Origin of the sequence: Streptomyces olivochromogenes, from assembly GCF_001514115.1 — a bacterium.
In the GTDB taxonomy this organism is placed as follows: domain Bacteria; phylum Actinomycetota; class Actinomycetes; order Streptomycetales; family Streptomycetaceae; genus Streptomyces; species Streptomyces olivochromogenes.
Window position 1 is genome coordinate 545,918 of the sequence record NZ_KQ948455.1, and the last position, 19,150, is coordinate 565,067.

The following is a 19,150-nucleotide window of genomic DNA, read 5'->3' on the forward strand; positions in this document are numbered from 1 at the left end:
GACCTCGGTGCGTACGACTCTGAACGGATCTGAACGGAGCTGTGATGCAGGACGTCTCCTCGCTGGTGGCCCAGGCCAGGGAAGGCAGGCCGCGGGCCGTGGCCCGGCTGATCTCCCTGGTGGAGGGGGCGTCCCCGCAGTTGCGCGAGGTCATGGCGGCGCTGGCCCCGCTGACCGGCAACGCGTACGTCGTCGGGCTCACCGGCTCTCCGGGCGTGGGCAAGTCGACCTCGACCTCGGCGCTGGTGACGGCGTACCGGCGGCAGGGCAAGCGGGTCGGGGTCCTGGCCGTCGACCCGTCCTCGCCGTTCTCCGGAGGCGCCCTGCTCGGCGACCGTGTCCGTATGTCCGAGCACGCCTCCGACCCCGGTGTCTACATCCGCTCGATGGCCACGCGAGGCCATCTGGGCGGTCTGGCCTGGGCGGCCCCCCAGGCCATCCGCGTCCTGGACGCGGCGGGCTGTGACGTGATCCTGGTGGAGACGGTCGGTGTGGGCCAGTCGGAGGTGGAGATCGCCTCCCAGGCGGACACCTCGGTGGTCCTGCTCGCCCCCGGCATGGGCGACGGCATCCAGGCGGCGAAGGCCGGAATCCTGGAGATCGGCGACGTGTACGTGGTGAACAAGGCCGACCGGGACGGTGCCGACGCGACCGCGCGTGAGCTGAACCACATGCTCGGGCTCGGCGAGTCCCGAGGACCCGGGGACTGGCGGCCGCCGATCGTGAAGACGGTCGCGGCGCGGGGCGAGGGCATCGACGAGGTCGTCGAGGCCCTGGAGAAGCACCACGCCTGGATGGAGGAGCACGGTGTCCTCGCCGAGCGCCGCCTCGCCCGGGCGTCCCAGGAGGTCGAGACGATCGCCGTCACGGCGCTGCGCCAACGTATCGGTGACCTTCATGGTGACCGCCGCCTGAGTGCGCTCGCGGAGCGGATCGTGGCGGGGGAGCTGGATCCCTACCGGGCGGCGGACTCGTTGGTGGAGGGCCTGACGGAGGGCTGAGGCGGGGTTTCCTCGCCCCCGCCGCCCCTACCCGTCCCATCCCGTCCCCGGGGGCTCCGCCCCCAGACCCCCGGGCGGGTTCTTCGCCCGCGGGCCGACGGGGGCTGGTCGCGCAGTTCCCCGCGCCCCTGGGGTCGGGGCTGCGCCCCGGATCCCCGCGCCCCTTGAAGGTGGGGGGTGCGTACCTGTCAACTCTTGGCGCCCGCTGTTACGTTAGGGCGCATGTTCCTCCTCTTGGCATAGGGCCCGCCCAGGCCCGCGACGGACACCGGTGGGTGCGTCGTCGCGGCACTCAGGCGACCCCTGTCCACCTCCCGGTCGAGGAACCCCAACATGTCTGCGCCCACGCCGCGGCCCTCGTACGCCGCGTTCTTCCGCATCCCCCACACCCGCCACACCTTCACCGCCGCCCTCATCGGCAGGCTCTCCTACGGCATGGTCTCGCTGGCCGTGATGCTCAGCGTGACCGAGGCCACCGGCTCGTACGCCGCCGCCGGCACGGTCATGGCACTGTTCGGCGCGACAAGCGTGCTCCTGTCACCCGTGAGGGCGGCCCTGATCGACCGCCACGGCCCCCGCCGCGCCCTCCTCCCGATGGCCTCGCTCTACGCCACCCTGCTCGCGACCCTCGCGACAGCGGCCTGGCGGCCCGGAACACCCGCACCCGCCCTCGGCGCCCTCGCCGCCACCGCGGGCGCCTGCACACCGCCCCTCGGCCCCACGGTGCGCGCCCTGTGGGGCGAGGTCATCGAGGACAACCGGGTCCTGCAGCGGGCATACAGCCTGGACGGGATCGCCGAGGAGATCCTCTTCGTCTCGGGTCCGCTGCTGGTGGGCGCGGTCGTCCAGTTCGCACCCCCGGCCGCCGCGCTCGCGCTCTGCGCCCTGCTGGTGTGGGCCGGAACCCTCGCCTTCGTCCTGTCGCCGGCCGTGGCGGGCGTACGTCCGGCCGTCACGAAGCCCGTCGCACGCCCAGGGCGCGGGCGCCGTTTCCGTGACGGACGCGCGCTCCTGCAGCCCGTCGTCGTCGCGGCGGGCGTCGGCCTGTCCGTGGGGGCCGTCGACCTTCTGGTGATGGCCTACGCCACCCGGCATCAGCACGGGAACGACGTGGTGGCCTGGGTGCTCGCCGCACTGTCGCTGGGCAGCGCCCTGGGCGGTCTCCTGAACGGCGCCGTCGACTGGCGTATGCCCGCACGGGCGCGGCTGCCGCTGCTGGCGGGCGGCCTGGGCCTCGCCCTGTCGGCCGCGGGCCTCGCTCCCGGCCTCGGCACCCTGACCGTCGCCGTGGCCTGCGCCGGTTTCTTCGTCGCCCCGGCGCTCACGACGTCCTACCTGATCGCCGACGAGGCGGCCCCGCCGGGCCGCCGTACCCAGGCCGGAGCCTGGGTCAACACCGCGGTGAACGCCGGAAGCGCGGGCGGCACCGCGGGAGTAGGCCTTCTGGTGGGCCACCTACCCCTGAGCCTGTGCTTCGCCCTGTCGGGGACGGTGGCGGTGGCGGCGGGCGTGCTCTCAACGCAGGGTGCTCGTGCGGCGAGGGCGCCGCACGGAGCCTCCAGGGATACGCCCGAGCTGACCCACGCCCCTTAAGGGCGCGGGGAACGGCGCGACCAGCCACGGACTACCCGCAGTGACAGGCAACCCGCGGCTACGGTCGGCCCGCACTCAGCGGAGCGTTACGGCTTGCCCCGCTGCCCCCGCAAATGCTCCGCGATCGGCCGCAACGACTTGTGCAGCTCCTCCAGGGCCTCCGGGGACAGCAGATCCATGAAGTGCCTGCGTACGGACGCCACGTGGTGCGGGGCGACCTTCTGCATCGTCTCCATGCCGTGCTCGGTGAGGACGGCGAACAGTCCCCGGCGGTCGGACTCGCAGTTCTCGCGCCGGACCAGGTCCGCGTTCTCCATGCGGGTGATCTGGTGCGAGAGCCGGCTCTTGGACTGGAGGGTGGCGGCCGCGAGGTCGCTCATCCGCAGCCGGAAGCCCTCCGACTCGGAAAGGTTCACCAGGATCTCGTAGTCGTTCATCGTCAGCCCGAACGGCTGCAGATCCCTTTCGAGCTGGTACGTCAACAGCCTGTTGACCTCCAGGTGGGTGCGCCAGGCGCACTGCTCCGCATCGGTCAGCCAGCGCGTGGCCGTCTCGGTCTCCATGAATGAAGTCTACCTAAAATGTTGAAAGGCGAACTAGTGAGGGTGGTGTGACTACGCGCACGCGTTCGACGTCACACTCCGCAGACTACCGCTCACAGACCGAAGCGACGCTGGAGGTCCCCGAGCTGTCCGGGAAGACGCGGTGTGCCGGCTTGCTGACCGTGCTGTCCCTGGTGACCGGGTACCCCGCCACCGCCGGGCACGCCCGGCTCATGCGGAACGGCCCCCGTGGCCTGCTCGGCCATGAGGACCTCCGTGGACTGCAGCAGGACCGTGCCGGCCCCTACGAACTCGAACTGGTGCTCCTCTCCAGAGGCCCCGCCGAGGCCTGTCAGTGCACGTAGACCGCCCATGAGGCCTGTCATGTACCCGTGGTCGTAGTGATGGCACGGGGACGGGCAGTCGGCCCAGCCGACAAGCGCTTGCGGATCCACCCGGATGGGAGGCTCCATGAACACCACCGGACCGTTAGAGGCCGCCACGAACTTGCCGGTTCCGATCAGCGTCAAAAAGCCCGGCACGATCGACTGCTTGAGCGCGAGACTTGGCTGAAAAGCGAGCAGGTTGCCAGAGCGAATGGTCAGGTTGCCCTCGTCCAAGTCATACGAATTCACGTCGAAGGCCCGGTCGGCGAGGAGCATCTTGCCCGAGCCCTCCGCCACCACCCAGTCGCTCGCGTGCAGAGGCGAATGGAAAGATGTGCGCACGAGACGGTCCAGTCGGCCGTGCCCGATGCCGTTGAAATCCATCGACCCGTAGTAGGCGATCATCTTGCCCTTCTGCAGGAACCACTGGCTCCCCTTGAGCTCCACGCAGAAGGTGTACTTGTTGACGTTGTCGTCGACCGGCAGGGTCATCGGGTCGTAGATCACCGGGCCGCCCGGAGTCCCGTACGCGCTCACAGCTTCTCCTCCGAGGCCTGGACGTACACCGCACCACTGCCGCTCAGCTCCAGCTGGAACGCCTCGCCCGAGCCGCGGCCCACCATGTCGCGCCAGCCGAGCGCCGTGGACAGCTTGTTGCGTACGTCACCGTGGTGCGCCACGTACGCCTGGGGGTCGACATGGACGGGGCGCTGGGGGGAGATGGGGACCTCGATCACGCCCCCGTGGGCCATCACGGCCACCGCGCCGTGCCCCTTGAGGGTGGTCGTGAAGAGCCCCTGGCCCGTCACCTGGCCGCGGACCATGCCCATGACGCCGCCCTGCGAGCCGAGGAACATCGTGCCCTGCTGGAGGGTGCCGTCGAAGGCCAGCAGCCGGTCCGCCTCGACGTACAGGGTGTCGCCCGTGAGGTTGATCACCTGGATGTGATGGCCGCCGTGCCCGAAGAAGACCGTGCCGCTGCCCTCGACGGTCATCAGCGGGGTGGCCTCATTGGCGACCCGACGGCCGATCATCGACATGATCCCGCCCTGGCCGCCCTGGACGTTGGGTGTGAAGGAGACCTCGCCCTTGTAGGCCAGCATCGCGCCGCGCTGACTGAACAGGCGCTGGCCGGGCAGGACCGTCGCCTCGATCATCTTGGAGTTCACTTCGCGGAACGGCATGTCACACGTCCCCCGCGATCGTGTTGCGCTCACTGGGCTGTACGTAGACCAGTCCGTCACCCTCGAAACGGATCTGGAAGGCCTCGCCGCCGCCCTCGCCCATGAACGTGCGGAAAGTCACGCCGGCCTGGAAGGACTGCCGGACATTGCCCTGGTGCGCGATGTACGCCCCCGGGTCGACCGTCAGCGGGTACTGGGAGCTGACACGCAGCACCACCGCCGGGCCGTCGGACGTGATCGCCGCCTGGCCGTGGCCCTCGACGGTGGTCGTGAACAGCCCGTTGCCCTGGGAGGCGCCTCTGAGGCCCGTGAAGGACGTGCCCGTCCGCAGGCCCGCGTCGGTCGCGAGCAGGTTGCTCGACTCGACGTACAGCTTGTCCCCCTGGAGGTTCACCAGGTTGATCTCGGAGGCCCGGTCCGCGAACCAGCAGGTCCCTTGCCCCCTCACCTCCATCACCGTCATCTGCTCACCGGTGATGCGCCGGGTCACCATCCCGCGGATCCCCTCCCCACCGCCGCTCAGCTTCTTGAACGCCATCTGACCGTCGTACGCGACCATCGAGCCGTTCTTCGCCTTCACGGCGTCCCCGGTCATGTCGACGGCCAGCACCTTGCTGCCTTGAAGTCGGAACATCGCCACGTGGTGAAGGTAGCGGCAGGGCGGGAGCCCGGACAGGGTCCAGAGGCGGATCTCACCCCTGAGCGGACCCTTAGGGGGCAAGACGGGCACCCCCGGGAGGGGCTGCCGCGCCCCGGGTGCCACAATGGTGGACGCTTGTGCTTACGTTCACAAAGCGGCTCCCCGCCGAAAGCGAATCTCCCACCGAAGGTGACCCGTGGACATAAAGACCGCCACCGCCCTCCGCCGCCTCCGCCTGGTCTCGGCCCCCGAGGCCGTCTCCTTCCTGCTGCTGCTCCTCTGCTCGGTGCTGAAGCGGACCACGGACTTCAACGGGGTGCCCGTCATGGGCTCCATCCACGGAATCCTCTTCATCCTGTACGTGATCTTCTGGGCGGACGCCTGGAACCGCACCAAGTGGGGCAAGAAGACGGCGGCCCTCTACTTCGTCCTCTCCGTGCTGCCCACCGGCGGCTTCTTCGCCGAGCGCAAGCTGCGGCGCGAGAGCGAGGACGCGGTCATCGCCTCCCGTGCCCGCCGCGAGGGAGTCGTGAAGTCCTCATGATCGTCGCCTTCTCCGTGACGCCCCTGGGTGTCGGCGAGGACGTGGGGGAGTACGTCGCCGACGCCGTCCGGGTCGTGCGTGAATCGGGGCTGCCGAACCGCACCGACGCCATGTTCACCTCCATCGAGGGGGAGTGGGACGAGGTGATGGACGTGGTCAAGCGCGCCGTCGCCGCCGTCGAGGCACGGGCGCCGCGCGTCTCCGTCGTCCTGAAGGCGGACATCCGCCCCGGTGTGACGGACGGTCTGACCTCCAAGGTGGAGACGGTGGAGCGGCACCTGTCCGCGTAGGCCTCCGGCGGGAAGACCCGAAACCCCGGCCCAGTGGGCCGGGGTTTTTCGCGCCCGACCGTTTGAGCGATCGCTCAAACCCCGGTAATCTCAGGCGTGATCGATTGAGCGATCGCTCAAAAGTGGTCACTGATCTGGGGGTTCGGTAAATGGGGCTCTACGTAGAGACACATGTACGAGGCGATCTCGACGACTTGTGGGCACGGACGCAGGACCCCGCGCAGCACCAGCGCTGGGACCTGAGGTTCACCTCCATCGACCATCTCCCGCGCGTCGAGGGCGAGCCGCAGCGCTTCCGGTACGCCACGCGTGTGCTGCCCTTCCTGACCGTCGCCGGGACGGGAGTCTCCGCCGGAGAGAAGGAGCGCCCCGACGGCACCCGCACCTCCGCCCTGCGCTTCGCCTCCCCGCACCCGCTCTCCCTCCTCGCCGAGGGCAGCGGCTACTGGCGCTACGTCCCCGACGCCGACGGCGTCCGCTTCCTCACCGGGTACGACTACCGCCCGCGCTGGGGCCGCTTCGGAGCCGTGGCCGACCGGCTCCTCTTCCGCCCCCTCATCGGCTGGGCCACGGCCTGGTCCTTCGACCGGCTGCGACTGTGGCTGGAGCGGGACATCACACCGGAGCGGGCACTGCGCCACTGGCTCGCCGAGTGCGCCGTGCGCGGCTTCGTCCTGCTGGCCGCCTGCTCGGGCACGGTGTACGGCGCGCTCGTGGACGCGGCGGGCCCGCTGGCGCCGCTCGCTCTCTACTCGACCCCCGTACTGGCCGTCGTCGCCGCCCTCCTGGCGCTCCTCGCGCCCCCGCTGCCCGGCACCCCGGCCGCCCGCCGCTGCCTGCGCACCCCGATCGCGCAGGCCCGTGCGCCGCGCGTCCTGGCCACCCTGGAGCAGCGGTGACCCCCTCCATCTTCCGCACCGCGATGGGCGCCGACTTCGACCGCCTCCACCCCGAGCTGCGGCGACGCTTCTCCGTGGGCCTGGCCGGCGGCGAGGCGTGCACCGGCCACGGCGTCATGGACCGCGTCTGGCACGGGAGGGGCTTCGTGAAGCCGTTCCTGGCCCTCGGCGGCACCCGCAACATCCTCGTCCCGCGTGCGGGCCGGAACGTCCCCTTCATGATCGAGAATGTGCCCTACGCCGACACCTTCGGCCGTGAGACGGTGAGCTTCGTGCGCACCTTCGACCTGCCCGGCCGCTCCCGCCGCTTCGACGCCCAGATGGTGCTGAGCCCCAAGGGCGACCGCGTCCTCGACTACCTCGGCACGCATCAGCACCTCGCCAGCGACCTGCACCTGCGCGCCGAGCCCGACGGTTCCCTGCTGATCCGCTCCGGCGAACACCGCTTCCGGGAGGGCCCGGTGGACGTCGGCGTCCCCGAACTCATCGGCGCCGACGCGGAGGTGCGCGAGTCCTTCGACGACTCCACGGGTCGCTTCCACATCCAGGTCCGGGTCGTGAACCGCCACTTCGGCCCGCTCTTCGGTTACGAGGGCAGCTTCAGGGCGACGTACACCGACGTCCGTACCCGCGGGGTGCGGCCCGGGCTGCGGCCCGTCCGCGAGGAGGCGCGCGCGTGAGTGCGGCGACCCGGGCGAAACTGCTGGAGGGTGCCCTGCGGACGCTCACCGAGCAGGGGATCGCGAAGACCTCGGCCCGTACGATCGCGGCGACCGCCGGAGTCAACCAGGCCCTCGTCTTCTACCACTTCGGGTCTGTGGACGAGTTGCTGTCGGCCGCGGTCCGGTACGGAGCTGAGCAACGGGTCGCGCACTACCGGGAGAGGCTCGCCGAGGTCGGGTCGCTGGCGGAACTCCTGGCGTTCGGGCGGGAGATGCACGAGGTGGAGCGGGCCCAGGGGCATGTCGCCGTCCTGGGGCAGCTCCTCGCCGGGGCGCAGACGGACGCGCGTCTGGCGCCCGCGACCTCGGCGGGGCTGGATCTGTGGATCACCGAGATCGAGCGGGTCCTGGTCCGGGTCCTCGCGCCGACCCCGTTCGGCGAGTTCGCGGATCCGGCCGGGCTGGCGCGTGCCGTCGCCGCGTCCTTCGTCGGCATCGAGCTGTACGAGGGGGTCGACCCCGAGGGTTCCCGGGCCGCCCTCGACGCCCTGGAACAACTGGCCGCACTGGTCGCCGCCGTCGACACCCTCGGCCCGGTCGCCCAGCGAGCCATCCGCCACCACCTGCGCCGCACCGCGCGCGGCTGACCGGGGCGACGCGGGGCGGGCTATCTCTCCGTACCCGACGCCAGCGCCATCCCCAGGGGGGTGCGTTCGTACAGGACCTGGTGGCCGTAGCGGCGTGAGGTGAGCAGGCCTCCGGCGCGCAGGACCGTGAGGTGGGCGGAGACGGACGACGGGGCGAGCCGGAGGCGGTGGGCGAGGGCTGTCGTGGTGGTGGGTTCGTCCAGGGCCGTGAGGACGGTGGCCCTGCCACGTCCCAGGAGTCGCACGAGGGCGTCGGGGGTGTGGTCCGTCGGTTCGGCCCACAGGCCGCCGATGCCGCGGGCGGGGTAGGCGAGCGTGGGCTGCCAGGGGGGCTCGAAGGAACTGACCACCTCCGGCCAGAGGAAGACACTGGGCACCAGAACCAGGCCCTGGCCCGCGAGGTCCCGCTCGTGCCGGCCCTTCCACTCGATGGTCAGCGTGTGGGAGCGCCAGCCGAACCGACGGTCGATCTCCGGCAGCAGCCCGCCCAGGCCGACCTCCGCGAGCCGCCGCGAGTGGAACGCGATGTCCGCCTCCAGCAGGGCGCGCAGCCGTGGCCAGTCCGGCTCGACGAGCGCGTGCCAGGCCGTCTCCATCAGGTCGGCCAGCTCCTGGACCATGCGCGTCGGGTCCTTCAGCAGCGACCGGCCCCGGGACGATTGGAGGGCGCCCGGAGTGTCCGCCAGTGACCTCGCGGCCTCCTCGTGGGCCGCCTCGGGGTCGGCCGCGCGGACCGCCGCGATCTCGTCCTCGAAGGTGGCCGCAGGACCGATCGGGGGCGGGCAGAGCCAGTCGGGGCAGTAGCCGCGCTGCGGCATCAGCAGCCACAGCGGTGCGAGGTCGAGTCCGGCGGCGGCCGCGCGGATACGGCGCAGCCAGTGCGCGTGGTAGCCGTGCCGCGCGGGACGGTTGAGCGTGCGGACCGCCTCCTGCGTCTCCCACAGGGGCGACACCGCGAAACGGCAGTTGAGGAGGTCGTCTTCCCCGAAGTGCAGAAGGGAAGGCAAGGAACGGCACCCCCTGAAGATCGGGCCTGAAGGTTCGAGCTGAAGATTCGAGCTGAAGATTCGGCTGGAGCCGAAACTCTACGACCCGGTCCGGCGGGTGAGCACGCTGTTGCCCATGCCGGAAGCAGAGATGGCGGAGACGAAGGCCACAACGACGCTGCCCGACCCACCGACCACCCCGGAGGACGCCCCATCGACCACCCCACCGAACGCGCCCGAAGCCACGGGCTACGGCCGAGTCTTCGCCGTACGGGAGTTCCGCGCCGTCTTCGCCGCCCACGCGTTCTCGCTGCTCGGACTCGTGGTCAGCGAGCTCGCCCTGTCCGTCCTGGTCTACGACCTGACGGGCTCGCCCCTGATGAGCGCCCTGACGTTCGCGCTCGGCTTCCTCCCGTACCTCGTCGGCGGCACCCTCCTCGCCGGCGCCGCGGACCGCTTCCCGGCCCGCCGGGTCCTCGTGGTGTGCGACCTGGTGTGCGCGGGCTGCGTGGCCGTCATGGTGGTGCCGGGCGCGCCCATCGCCGTACTGCTGGCCATGCGCTGCGCGCTCGCCGTCGTCTCACCGCTCTTCCAGGGGGCGCGGACGGCGACCCTGACCGACGTCCTCGGCGACGGCGACCTGTTCGTGCTGGGCCGCTCCCTGCTGCGGATCGTCTCGCAGGGCGCGCTGCTCGCCGGGTTCGGGCTCGGCGGCGTGCTGCTCACCGTCGTGTCACCGCGCGGCGCGCTCCTCATCACGGTGTGCACCTTCCTGACCTCCGCCGCGCTGCTGCGTTTCGGCACCCGGCGTCGGCCCGCGCGGGCCCGTCACGAAGGCGCGCTGGTACGGGACTCGCTCCGCGGAACCCGCCGGATCCTCGCCGACCGGCGCGTACGGGCCCTGCTCCTGCTGTTCTGGGTGCCGCCGATGTTCGCCGTCGCGCCGGAGGCGCTGGCCGCGCCCTACGCCGACGGGCTCGGCGTCGGATCGGCCGGGCTCGGCCTGCTGATGTGCGCCCTGCCGGTCGGCACGATCGCGGGGGAGCTGTACGCGGGTTCGAGGCTGCGGCCCGCGACCCGCACCCGGATCGCCCTCCCGCTCGTCTGCGTCACCCTGCTGCCGTACGTCGGCTACGTCCTGCGGCCGGACCTCGGCTGGTCGCTGGCCCTGCTGCTGCTCGCGGGCACCGGATCCGCGTACTCGCTCGGCCTGGACCAGTGGTTCGTGCGGGCCGTGCCCGAGGAACTGCGAGGGCGGGCGATGACGCTGAACACCGCCGGTCTGATGACCGTCCAGGGGGTGGGGATGGCGCTGTCGGGGGTGGCGGCCGAGTTCGCCGGAGTGCGGGCGACCGTCGTGGGCGCGGGGGTGCTCGGCACCGTCTGCTGCGTACTGCTGGCGGTGGAGGCGCGGCGTACGGAGGGGTCCGCGACCCCCGTCGCAGAGGGGCCCGGGACCGAAAGGCGAGACGGGGCTGACCAGCATATGACCGGCGGGTAAGGTCTTATGCCGTGCCGAAGCCGCTCAGCCTTGCCTTCGATCCCATCGCCCGCGCCGACGAACTCTGGAAACAGCGCTGGGGATCCGTGCCGTCCATGGCCGCGATCACCTCGATCATGCGCGCGCACCAGATCCTGCTCGCCGAGGTCGACGCGGTCGTCAAGCCGTACGGACTCACCTTCGCGCGCTACGAGGCACTGGTCCTGCTCACCTTCTCCAAGGCCGGCGAGCTCACGATGTCCAAGATCGGCGAGCGCCTCATGGTGCACCCGACCTCCGTCACGAACACCGTGGACCGGCTGGTGAAGTCCGGGCTCGTCGACAAGCGGCCCAACCCCAACGACGGGCGCGGCACGCTCGCCTCCATCACCGAGAAGGGGCGTGAGGTCTGCGACGCGGCGACCCGCGACCTGATGGCGATGGACTTCGGGCTCGGGGCCTACGACTCCGAGGAGTGCGCGGAGATCTTCGCGATGCTGCGGCCCCTGCGCATCGCCGCGAGCGACTTCGACGAGCAATAGACGAGCGATAGACGAGGAACAGAGAAAAGAGGCGCGTCGGGGCGGGGGTGCTCGTAGATCGCGCAAATGGGGTCGTTACGCTCATCCCCATGAAGAAGAGCGTGCTGACCCGCTACCGCGTGATGGCCTACGTCACCGGTGTGCTGCTGGTCCTGCTGACCCTCGGTGTGATCGCCAAGTACGTGCTCGACATGAACGGTGCCGTGGACTTCACCCGCGTCGTCGCCATCGCGCACGGCTGGCTCTACGTCGTCTACCTGGTATTCGCCTTCGACCTGGGCTCCAAGGCGAAGTGGCCGGTGGGCAAGCAGCTGTGGGTGCTGCTCGCGGGGACCATTCCGACGGCCGCGTTCTTCGTGGAGCGGAAGATCACCCAGGAGCTGGAGTCGAAGGTCGCGGAGGACTCTCCGGCGGTCGTCAAGGCGTAACTCTTACCGCCACGGGAGTGGTCCGTGGCGGTTTGCCATCGACATTTAGTAGGACGTCCTAGTAAATTCGAAGCATGGACGCTGACGCCATCGAAGAGGGCCGCCGACGCTGGCAGGCCCGGTACGACACCTCGCGCAAGCGTGAGGCCGACTTCACCACGCTCTCCGGCGATCCCGTGGAGCCGGTGTACGGGCCACGGCCGGGGGACGAGTACGACGGCTTCGAGCGGATCGGCTGGCCCGGTGAGTACCCCTTCACCCGCGGGCTGTACCCGACCGGCTACCGAGGGCGTACGTGGACGATCCGCCAGTTCGCCGGGTTCGGGAACGCGGAGCAGACGAACGAGCGCTACAAGATGATCCTCGCCGCGGGCGGCGGCGGACTGTCGGTCGCCTTCGACATGCCGACGCTCATGGGACGCGACTCCGACGATCCGCGCTCCCTCGGCGAGGTCGGGCACTGCGGGGTCGCGATCGACTCGGCGGCCGACATGGAGGTCCTGTTCAAGGACATCCCGCTGGGTGACGTCACGACGTCGATGACGATCAGCGGACCGGCCGTACCCGTCTTCTGCATGTACCTGGTCGCGGCGGAACGGCAGGGGATCGACCCGGCCGTCCTGAACGGCACCCTCCAGACCGACATCTTCAAGGAGTACATCGCCCAGAAGGAGTGGCTCTTCCAGCCCGAGCCGCACCTGCGCCTCATCGGCGACCTGATGGAGCACTGCGCCGCGAAGATCCCCGCGTACAAGCCGCTGTCCGTCTCCGGCTACCACATCCGGGAGGCCGGCTCCACGGCCGCGCAGGAGCTGGCGTACACGCTGGCGGACGGGTTCGGCTACGTCGAGCTGGGACTCTCGCGCGGCCTCGACGTGGACGTCTTCGCCCCCGGCCTCTCCTTCTTCTTCGACGCGCACCTCGACTTCTTCGAGGAGATCGCCAAGTTCCGGGCCGCGCGGCGGATCTGGGCGCGGTGGATGCGGGACGTGTACGGGGCGAAGTCGGACAAGGCGCAGTGGCTGCGCTTCCACACGCAGACCGCGGGTGTCTCGCTGACGGCGCAGCAGCCGTACAACAACGTCGTCCGTACGGCGGTGGAGGCGCTCGCGGCCGTTCTGGGCGGCACGAACTCCCTCCACACCAACGCGCTGGACGAGACGCTCGCGCTGCCGTCCGAGCAGGCCGCCGAGATCGCCCTGCGGACGCAGCAGGTGCTGATGGAGGAGACAGGCGTCGCCAACGTCGCCGACCCGCTGGGCGGTTCCTGGTACGTCGAGCAGCTCACCGACCGGATCGAGGCCGACGCGGAGAAGATCTTCGAGCAGATCAAGGAGCGGGGACTGCGGGCGCATCCCGACGGGCAGCACCCGATCGGTCCCATCACCTCCGGCATCCTGCGGGGCATCGAGGACGGCTGGTTCACCGGGGAGATCGCCGAGTCGGCGTTCCAGTACCAGCGGGCGTTGGAGAAGGGTGACAAGCGGGTGGTGGGCGTGAACGTCCATCACGGGTCCGTGACCGGGGATCTGGAGATCCTGCGGGTCAGTCACGAAGTGGAGCGGGAGCAGGTACGGGAGTTGGGAGTGCGGCGGGGTGGGCGCGACGACGCGCGCGTACGGGCCTCGCTGGACGCGATGCTCGCCGCCGCGCGGGACGGGTCGAACATGATCGTGCCCATGCTGGAGGCGGTGCGGGCCGAGGCTACGCTCGGCGAGATCTGTGACGTGCTCCGGGACGAGTGGGGGGTGTACACGGAACCGGCGGGCTTCTGACCCCCCGGGGCTGCGCCCCGAACCCCGGGCGTCCTTCTTTGTCCGCGGGTGCGTGGGGGCTGGGCGCGCAGTTCCCCGCGCCCCTCGAGTCGGGGCTGCGCCCCGGATCCCGGGCGTCCTTCTTTGTCCGCGGGTGTGTGGGGGCTGGGCGCGCAGTTCCCCGCGCCCCTTGAGTCGGGGCTGCGCCCCGGACCCCGGGCGTCCTTCTTTGTCCGCGGGTGTGTGGGGGCTGGGCGCGCAGTTCCCCGCGTCCCTAGGCGGATCCCGCGTCCGCCCGATTCGTCGTTCGCGCAGTTCGCCGTGCGCCTGGGAGCCTCGGCTGTTCAGGGGGCGGGAGGTGTGCCTGTCAGGCCCAGGAGGAGGACCTGGGTGAACGCGCGGACCCACTCCTCGTCCGCGGGCTCCCCGCTGACGAGAGTGCGATGCACCACCGCCCCCGCGACCACGTCGAAGATGAGGTCCGCCGTACGCGCGGCGGCCTCGGGGTCGGACTCCGGAGGGAGTTCGCCGCGCGCGGTGGCCCGGGCCCGCCCCTCCACGACGAGCCGCTTCTGCCGGTCGACGATGGACGTGCGGATGCGCTCGCGCAGCGGCTCGTCACGGGTCGACTCGGCCACCACCGCCATCAGGGCCGTCGCGGTCTCGGGCCGGTTCAGGAGCGCCGCGAACTGAAGCACCACGCCCTCGATGTCGGCGGCGAGGCTCCCGCGGTCGGGAAGTTCCAGTTCGTCGAAGAGGACGGCCACCGCGTCGACCACGAGCTCGTTCTTGCCCGCCCAGCGACGGTAGAGGGTCGTCTTGGCGACCCCGGCCCGGGTCGCCACGTCCCCCAACGTCAGCTTGGACCAGCCCAGTTCGACCAGCGCCGCCCGCGTCGCCTGCAGGATCGCGGCGTCCGCGGCAGCGCTGCGCGGGCGTCCCGTGCGGGGGGTGGTGGCGCGACTCTGCATGTCAGGACCTTATCCGCCGCTCCGGCCGACCAAATCAGGCGGTTGTGTGAAGTCGTGAGGGAGATCACCGCGGTATGGCGGACAGGGGGGTCGCGGGACAGTTACGCTACGAGCCGTAGCGAAAGCTCGTACACAGTGACTCGTGGACGGGCGACAACCATGGGCGCCAGGTGGGGACCCGGCGCCCGACAGCACGGATCGAGTCGGGTCGCGTCGTAAAGCGGCCCGGCTTTCACAACGCTTTTCACACGTGCGCGAGGAAGGGGGAGGATGTACTCATGCAGCCACGGAACATGTCCATGAGCGGAGTCGTCGACCTCGCCGCGGTGAAGGCGGCCCAGGAGGCCAAGGCGAAGGCGGAGCAGGCGCGCGCCGAAGCGGCCAGGCAGGGCGGCGGAGGCGGGGCCGTGTCTCCCGCCGGCCTCGTCATCGATGTCGACGAGGCGGGATTCGAGCGCGATGTCCTTCAGCGGTCCACCGAGGTTCCGGTCGTCATCGACTTCTGGGCCGAGTGGTGCGAGCCCTGCAAGCAGTTGAGCCCGGTGCTCGAACGGCTCGCCGTCGAGTACAACGGACGGTTCGTCCTCGCCAAGGTCGACGTCGACGCCAACCAGATGTTGATGCAGCAGTTCGGGATCCAGGGAATCCCGGCCGTGTTCGCCGTCGTGGCGGGGCAGGCACTGCCGCTCTTCCAGGGTGCGGCCGCAGAGGCGCAGATCCGCGGGACCCTCGACCAGCTCGTCGAGGTCGCCGAGCAGCGCTTCGGCCTGACCGGCCTGACGGTCGACCCCGACGGCGAGCCCGGCAGCGCCCCGGAGGTGCACGAGGTGCCGGCAGGGCCCTACGACGCGCTCCTGGAGGCCGCTGTACAGGCCTTGGACGCGGGTGACTTCGGCGGCGCCGTGCAGGCGTACAAGAACGTGCTGAGCGACGACCCGGGCAACACGGAGGCCAAGCTCGGCCTCGCGCAGGCCGAGTTGCTGCAGCGCGTGCAGGGTGCCGACCCGCTCCAGGTGCGCAAGGACGCCGCCGAGAAGCCCAAGGACGTGCCGGCGCAGATCGCGGCCGCGGACCTCGACCTGGTGGGCGGGCACGTCGAAGACGCGTTCGGGCGGCTCATCGACACGGTGCAGCGCACGGCGGGCGACGACCGGGATGCCGCACGGCTGAGGCTGTTGGAGCTCTTCGAGGTCGTGGGCGGCGACGATCCGCGGGTGATCGCGGCGCGCCGGGCGCTGGCGCGGGCGCTGTTCTGATCGGCTCCCGGACCGGGCTCCGCCCGGTGTGCTGACCTGTTCCTAAACGCCGGGGCCTGTGATGCCCAGGTGAAAGATTTGCCGAGAGAGCGGCAGGTGGCCGCGCTTTACCAAAACTTGGTAAACGCGGCCGCTGTTACTGGGAGTAAGTCAGGGGCGTTGATCTGTCGGATTCTGTCCGTGGATCAACTGTTTTGGTGTCCCCCTTGGTGCCACCCAGAGTTGCCGACCGATACCGCCGGGTCGTTGTTCGGTTATCCGGCCGTTACTAGCCAGTAACGAACCCCCTTGTGCGGGCGGCCAGAATGCACCACGATCGGCGACGCTCGGTCCATTCCCCCTACCCCGACAGCCAATCGGGTCAAGGGGTTTTCTGGGTCCCCACCGAGTAGGGGCGGCGGCAGTGGCGCCGGCCCTTGGACAGGGGGGTCTCTGCTGTCAGGCGGAGCCTGTCCAGCAGGTTGTGCGTGATGTGTGTCAGGCGCGACCAGTGGTTGTCGCTCGGGGGTGATCGCCGGTGATGTCGAGCGCACGTTCGACGAGTACGGGCGCTCTCCTTCCCGAGGACGTAGCACTTCTCCCATCCCTGCCCGGCTGAGCCGCCGACATGGGGCAGTCAGGGCCAGGAGATGTACGTCCGAGAAGGAGGAAATATGGAGTCCCAGGTGCGTGGCGGGACCAGATGGAAGCGGTTCGCGGTCGTGATGGTGCCCAGCGTGGCCGCCACGGCAGCGATAGGTGTCGCCCTCGCGCAGGGCGCTCTCGCCGCATCGTTCAGTGTGTCGGGTCAGTCGTTCAAGGTGACGGCGGACTCGCTCCACGGAGAAGGCTTCTCGCAGTACGGAGCCATCGACTCGGGGTACACCCTCGACGGTCAGAAGACGGCTCACCCCGTCGCGGTCTCGGCGTTCAAGTCCGCGTCGATCACCAACATGTGCCAGTCCGTGGTTACCCCGAACATCCCGCTGCTCGGATCGGTCAGTCTGGTCCTGAAGGCGGGCGGCGGTGGCACTCCGGTCCAGGCCGAGAACCTGTACATCGACGTCGAGGACCTGCAGGCTGACGCGGTGTTCCACAACATCGACATCGGTGTTGCGGCAAAGGACGCGAGCAAGGGTCCGGGCATCGCCAAGGGCGACCAGGCGAACCCGTACGGATTCGCCCAGCAGGCCGACTCGGCCGACCTGACCGATGTGAAGCAGACGGCGTGGGCGACCACCGCCGGTACGTTCAAGCTCAGCGGCCTGAAGATGTCGCTGTCCAAGGGCGTCAAGGAGTGCTACTAGGCACTCCAGGGGCGGGCGGGGGAGCCGGCAGCTGCCTCGCCCGCCCCACTTTTTCCCGCAGTACGTGAACTTCTCAAGCGCGTACGTCTCACAGTAAAGCCGTTCCAGGGAGCCGTTTCCATGAGCGCCGAGTCACCCGGGCAGAGCGAGCACTATCTCCAAGTCTTCCGGCGGAACTTCCGTACCTGGAGGGGCGATCGCCCGTTCTGGGCCGGCTTGTTCATCCTGCTCGGCGGCTTCCCCATCGCCTACTTCCCGTATGCGAACCTCCAGATCGGCCACCTGACGCTGGCGATGTCCACCACCGCCGGCGCCGGCTCCCTGATCATCGGCGTGCTGCTCTGGGTCCTGGGCATCAGTCTCTGGTTCCAGAAGCACGTACGGACCTTCGCCGGGGTCGCGGCGATCCTGCTCGCGCTGGTCTCCATCCCGGTGTCGAACCTCGGTGGCTTCCTCATCGGCTTCCTCTTCGCCATGACCGGCGGCGCGATGGCGGTCTCCTGGGTTCCTGGAGAGCCCGGCGAGGAGCAGCGCGTGCCGGTGCAGAAGAGCGAGGGCGGCGCCCCGGGCGCCCCCGACACCACCCCGAACACCCCGAACACCCACCTGCCGCAGAGCCCGGAGTCCACGGGCATCGAGCACGGTGCGGACAGCGCGGGTCCCGCGGTCGCCGACGAGTCGCGCGAGCCGAAGGACCTGTCAGGAATGAGCTCCGCCTACGGGGCGAACGGGAGGCACAGTGCCGGCTGACGAGGTGACCCGCGGGACCGAGGTGGACGAGTCCCGGGTGAGAACCGGGCCGCGCCACGCGGCCCCGAGGAAGCCGCTGTTCACCAGGTTCCATGTGCCCGCGGGCAAGGCCGTCGCCATCGCGGCGATGCCGACCGCGGTCCTCATGGGGATGGGGTTCACGCCGACACTCGCCCGGGCCGACGACCACTCGCCCGCCAAGAGCCTGACCGCCGACGAGTACCAGAAGTGCGTCGAGGCCGTGGACGGCAAGGACACGTCGGCCAGCCCGACTCCGTCCGCTTCGGCCTCCTCCTCTTCCTCGGCGAGCGCCTCCGCGTCCGCCGACAAGCCTGAGCCGACCCCCTCGGCCAGCACGTCCTCGTCCCCGGACAAGACCTCTTCGTCGGATTCAGGTTCCGACGACAAGGCCGGGTCCACGCCGACGCCGTCCGCGAGCAAGTCGGCGCAGAGCGGTGGCGGTGGCAGTACTTCGACGGCGACCCCGTCGGCGTCCGCGAGCAGCGGGGGCGACCTGCTGGGCACCATCGGCGACGCGATCACGGGCATCCTCACCGGCGGCAGCGACTCCACGGCGAGCGCCACCGCGAGCCCCACGCCGTCGGCCTCCGCGTCCGCCTCGGCGAGCGCGACCAAGGACACCGGCGACAAGACCACGTCCGACACGCTCAAGGACACCACCGGCAAGGTGGCCGACACGGTCAAGAACACCGTGAAGGACACGACCGACACGGCGACCAAGGCGGCCGAGGACACCACCAAGGCGGTCAAGGACGCGACCGACGCGGTCACGTCCCCCAGCCCTTCCGCGAGCTCCACCACCGACGCGGCCAACTGCCCGGTCGCCACCGACGCCGAGGGCGGCGTCGACAACCCGGTGACCCTGCCCGACGACCCCTGGTACCTGAACGCCAGTTCGCTGCTCCTCAAGGGCGCGGACTACCAGGGCATCGTGAAGGTGAAGACCGCCAACGGCACCGTCAAGAAGGTCCTGAAGTACGTCATCTCCGACGGCACCGACATCGGCGACCTGCACCAGACGGTGAACGACACGCAGTCCGGCAAGACGTACCACGTCCAGGCCGGCAGCGGTACGACGTCCACCATCCGTAACGGCAAGACGGTGATGTACACCGAGAGCATCTCCGGCAACCTGCTCGGCCTGATCCCGATCACGTTCAGCCCGGACAACCCGCCGCCGCTGAACATTCCGCTGATCTACTTCACCAAGGTGAAGGTCGTACAGGCCGGCCAGTTCGGCGGAACACTGACCATCCCCGGGCTGCACCAGTACGTGACCGGCTGACGG

At 70.2% G+C, this 19,150-nt stretch carries 21 protein-coding genes; 15 read left to right on the top strand and 6 right to left on the bottom strand.

The annotated features are described in order from the left end of the window. Positions 1–44: 44 nt before the first annotated feature. Both meaB and AQJ27_RS17555 read left to right on the top strand, forming a co-directional pair. Positions 45–1,001: a methylmalonyl Co-A mutase-associated GTPase MeaB gene (gene meaB, locus AQJ27_RS17550; protein WP_067369106.1), complete on the top strand. Its 957-nt coding sequence runs from the start codon at positions 45–47 to the stop codon at positions 999–1,001. A gap of 333 nt (positions 1,002–1,334) precedes the next feature. Then, entirely contained in the window at positions 1,335–2,594 is a 1,260-nt protein-coding gene (locus AQJ27_RS17555) for an MFS transporter (RefSeq protein ID WP_067369109.1), read from the top strand. Positions 2,595–2,680: 86 nt separating this feature from the next. Here the strand turns inward: AQJ27_RS17555 and AQJ27_RS17560 are convergent, their stop codons facing one another. The 4 genes from AQJ27_RS17560 to AQJ27_RS17575 form a co-directional block, all read right to left on the bottom strand. Next, positions 2,681–3,157 (bottom strand): MarR family winged helix-turn-helix transcriptional regulator, encoded by a 477-nt coding sequence (locus AQJ27_RS17560; RefSeq protein WP_067369120.1) that lies wholly within the window; start codon positions 3,155–3,157, stop codon positions 2,681–2,683. A gap of 92 nt (positions 3,158–3,249) precedes the next feature. Next, positions 3,250–4,059 (bottom strand): AIM24 family protein, encoded by an 810-nt coding sequence (locus AQJ27_RS17565; protein WP_060900268.1) that lies wholly within the window; start codon positions 4,057–4,059, stop codon positions 3,250–3,252. After that, positions 4,056–4,706 carry an AIM24 family protein gene (locus AQJ27_RS17570; RefSeq protein WP_067369123.1) on the bottom strand — a complete coding sequence of 217 codons (651 nt, stop codon included), beginning with the start codon at positions 4,704–4,706 and terminating at the stop codon, positions 4,056–4,058. Before AQJ27_RS17570 ends, AQJ27_RS17565 begins: the two co-directional genes overlap by 4 nt. A 1-nt stretch (position 4,707) precedes the next feature. Next, on the bottom strand, positions 4,708–5,340 hold the full coding sequence (locus AQJ27_RS17575) for an AIM24 family protein (RefSeq protein WP_067369126.1): 633 nt from the start codon (positions 5,338–5,340) through the stop codon (positions 4,708–4,710). Positions 5,341–5,542: 202 nt separating this feature from the next. Between AQJ27_RS17575 and AQJ27_RS17580 the strand changes: the two genes are divergently transcribed. The 5 genes from AQJ27_RS17580 to AQJ27_RS17600 all read left to right on the top strand — a co-directional run bounded on the left by AQJ27_RS17580 (position 5,543) and on the right by AQJ27_RS17600 (position 8,388). Continuing rightward, the gene (locus AQJ27_RS17580) at positions 5,543–5,890 is read left to right on the top strand and encodes a DUF3817 domain-containing protein (RefSeq protein ID WP_067369129.1); all 348 of its coding nucleotides are present in this window, start codon (positions 5,543–5,545) and stop codon (positions 5,888–5,890) included. Continuing rightward, on the top strand, positions 5,887–6,180 hold the full coding sequence (locus AQJ27_RS17585) for an MTH1187 family thiamine-binding protein (RefSeq protein ID WP_014176340.1): 294 nt from the start codon (positions 5,887–5,889) through the stop codon (positions 6,178–6,180). Before AQJ27_RS17580 ends, AQJ27_RS17585 begins: the two co-directional genes overlap by 4 nt. A 149-nt stretch (positions 6,181–6,329) precedes the next feature. Further along, positions 6,330–7,079, top strand: coding sequence for a hypothetical protein (locus AQJ27_RS17590; protein WP_067369133.1), 750 nt, complete (start codon positions 6,330–6,332; stop codon positions 7,077–7,079). 23 nt (positions 7,080–7,102) lie between these two features. Continuing rightward, positions 7,103–7,759 carry a DUF4166 domain-containing protein gene (locus AQJ27_RS17595; RefSeq protein WP_067369372.1) on the top strand — a complete coding sequence of 219 codons (657 nt, stop codon included), beginning with the start codon at positions 7,103–7,105 and terminating at the stop codon, positions 7,757–7,759. Then, positions 7,756–8,388: a TetR/AcrR family transcriptional regulator gene (locus AQJ27_RS17600; protein WP_067369137.1), complete on the top strand. Its 633-nt coding sequence runs from the start codon at positions 7,756–7,758 to the stop codon at positions 8,386–8,388. The genes AQJ27_RS17595 and AQJ27_RS17600 overlap by 4 nt, the downstream gene beginning before the upstream one ends. Before the next feature lie 20 nt (positions 8,389–8,408). On the opposite strand, the gene AQJ27_RS17605 is transcribed toward AQJ27_RS17600, so the two are convergent. Next, positions 8,409–9,395, bottom strand: a complete 987-nt coding sequence (locus tag AQJ27_RS17605; protein WP_067369140.1) for an ArsR/SmtB family transcription factor — start codon at positions 9,393–9,395, stop codon at positions 8,409–8,411. Positions 9,396–9,510: 115 nt separating this feature from the next. Between AQJ27_RS17605 and AQJ27_RS17610 the strand changes: the two genes are divergently transcribed. The 4 genes from AQJ27_RS17610 to icmA all read left to right on the top strand — a co-directional run bounded on the left by AQJ27_RS17610 (position 9,511) and on the right by icmA (position 13,599). After that, positions 9,511–10,875, top strand: coding sequence for an MFS transporter (locus AQJ27_RS17610; protein ID WP_079065054.1), 1,365 nt, complete (start codon positions 9,511–9,513; stop codon positions 10,873–10,875). An 11-nt stretch (positions 10,876–10,886) separates the two neighbouring features. Beyond that, positions 10,887–11,396 (top strand): MarR family winged helix-turn-helix transcriptional regulator, encoded by a 510-nt coding sequence (locus AQJ27_RS17615; RefSeq protein WP_067369143.1) that lies wholly within the window; start codon positions 10,887–10,889, stop codon positions 11,394–11,396. 89 nt (positions 11,397–11,485) lie between these two features. After that, on the top strand, positions 11,486–11,824 hold the full coding sequence (locus AQJ27_RS17620) for a DUF3817 domain-containing protein (RefSeq protein WP_067369146.1): 339 nt from the start codon (positions 11,486–11,488) through the stop codon (positions 11,822–11,824). Between the two features lie 74 nt (positions 11,825–11,898). Further along, the gene (icmA, locus tag AQJ27_RS17625; protein ID WP_067369149.1) at positions 11,899–13,599 is read left to right on the top strand and encodes a coenzyme B12-dependent isobutyryl-CoA mutase large subunit; all 1,701 of its coding nucleotides are present in this window, start codon (positions 11,899–11,901) and stop codon (positions 13,597–13,599) included. A gap of 323 nt (positions 13,600–13,922) precedes the next feature. Here the strand turns inward: icmA and AQJ27_RS17630 are convergent, their stop codons facing one another. Then, the gene (locus tag AQJ27_RS17630; protein ID WP_067369154.1) at positions 13,923–14,549 is read right to left on the bottom strand and encodes a TetR/AcrR family transcriptional regulator; all 627 of its coding nucleotides are present in this window, start codon (positions 14,547–14,549) and stop codon (positions 13,923–13,925) included. Positions 14,550–14,827: 278 nt separating this feature from the next. Between AQJ27_RS17630 and AQJ27_RS17635 the strand changes: the two genes are divergently transcribed. The 4 genes from AQJ27_RS17635 to AQJ27_RS17650 all read left to right on the top strand — a co-directional run bounded on the left by AQJ27_RS17635 (position 14,828) and on the right by AQJ27_RS17650 (position 19,147). Further along, positions 14,828–15,805, top strand: coding sequence for a tetratricopeptide repeat protein (locus tag AQJ27_RS17635; RefSeq protein ID WP_067369158.1), 978 nt, complete (start codon positions 14,828–14,830; stop codon positions 15,803–15,805). Between the two features lie 653 nt (positions 15,806–16,458). Next, positions 16,459–17,091, top strand: coding sequence for a DUF6230 family protein (locus AQJ27_RS17640; RefSeq protein ID WP_067369161.1), 633 nt, complete (start codon positions 16,459–16,461; stop codon positions 17,089–17,091). Between the two features lie 120 nt (positions 17,092–17,211). Continuing rightward, positions 17,212–17,841 carry a DUF6114 domain-containing protein gene (locus AQJ27_RS17645; RefSeq protein ID WP_067369164.1) on the top strand — a complete coding sequence of 210 codons (630 nt, stop codon included), beginning with the start codon at positions 17,212–17,214 and terminating at the stop codon, positions 17,839–17,841. Then, a complete protein-coding gene (locus AQJ27_RS17650; RefSeq protein WP_067369168.1) occupies positions 17,831–19,147 on the top strand; it encodes a hypothetical protein in 1,317 nt (438 codons plus the stop codon). The genes AQJ27_RS17645 and AQJ27_RS17650 overlap by 11 nt, the downstream gene beginning before the upstream one ends. Positions 19,148–19,150: the final 3 nt, after the last annotated feature.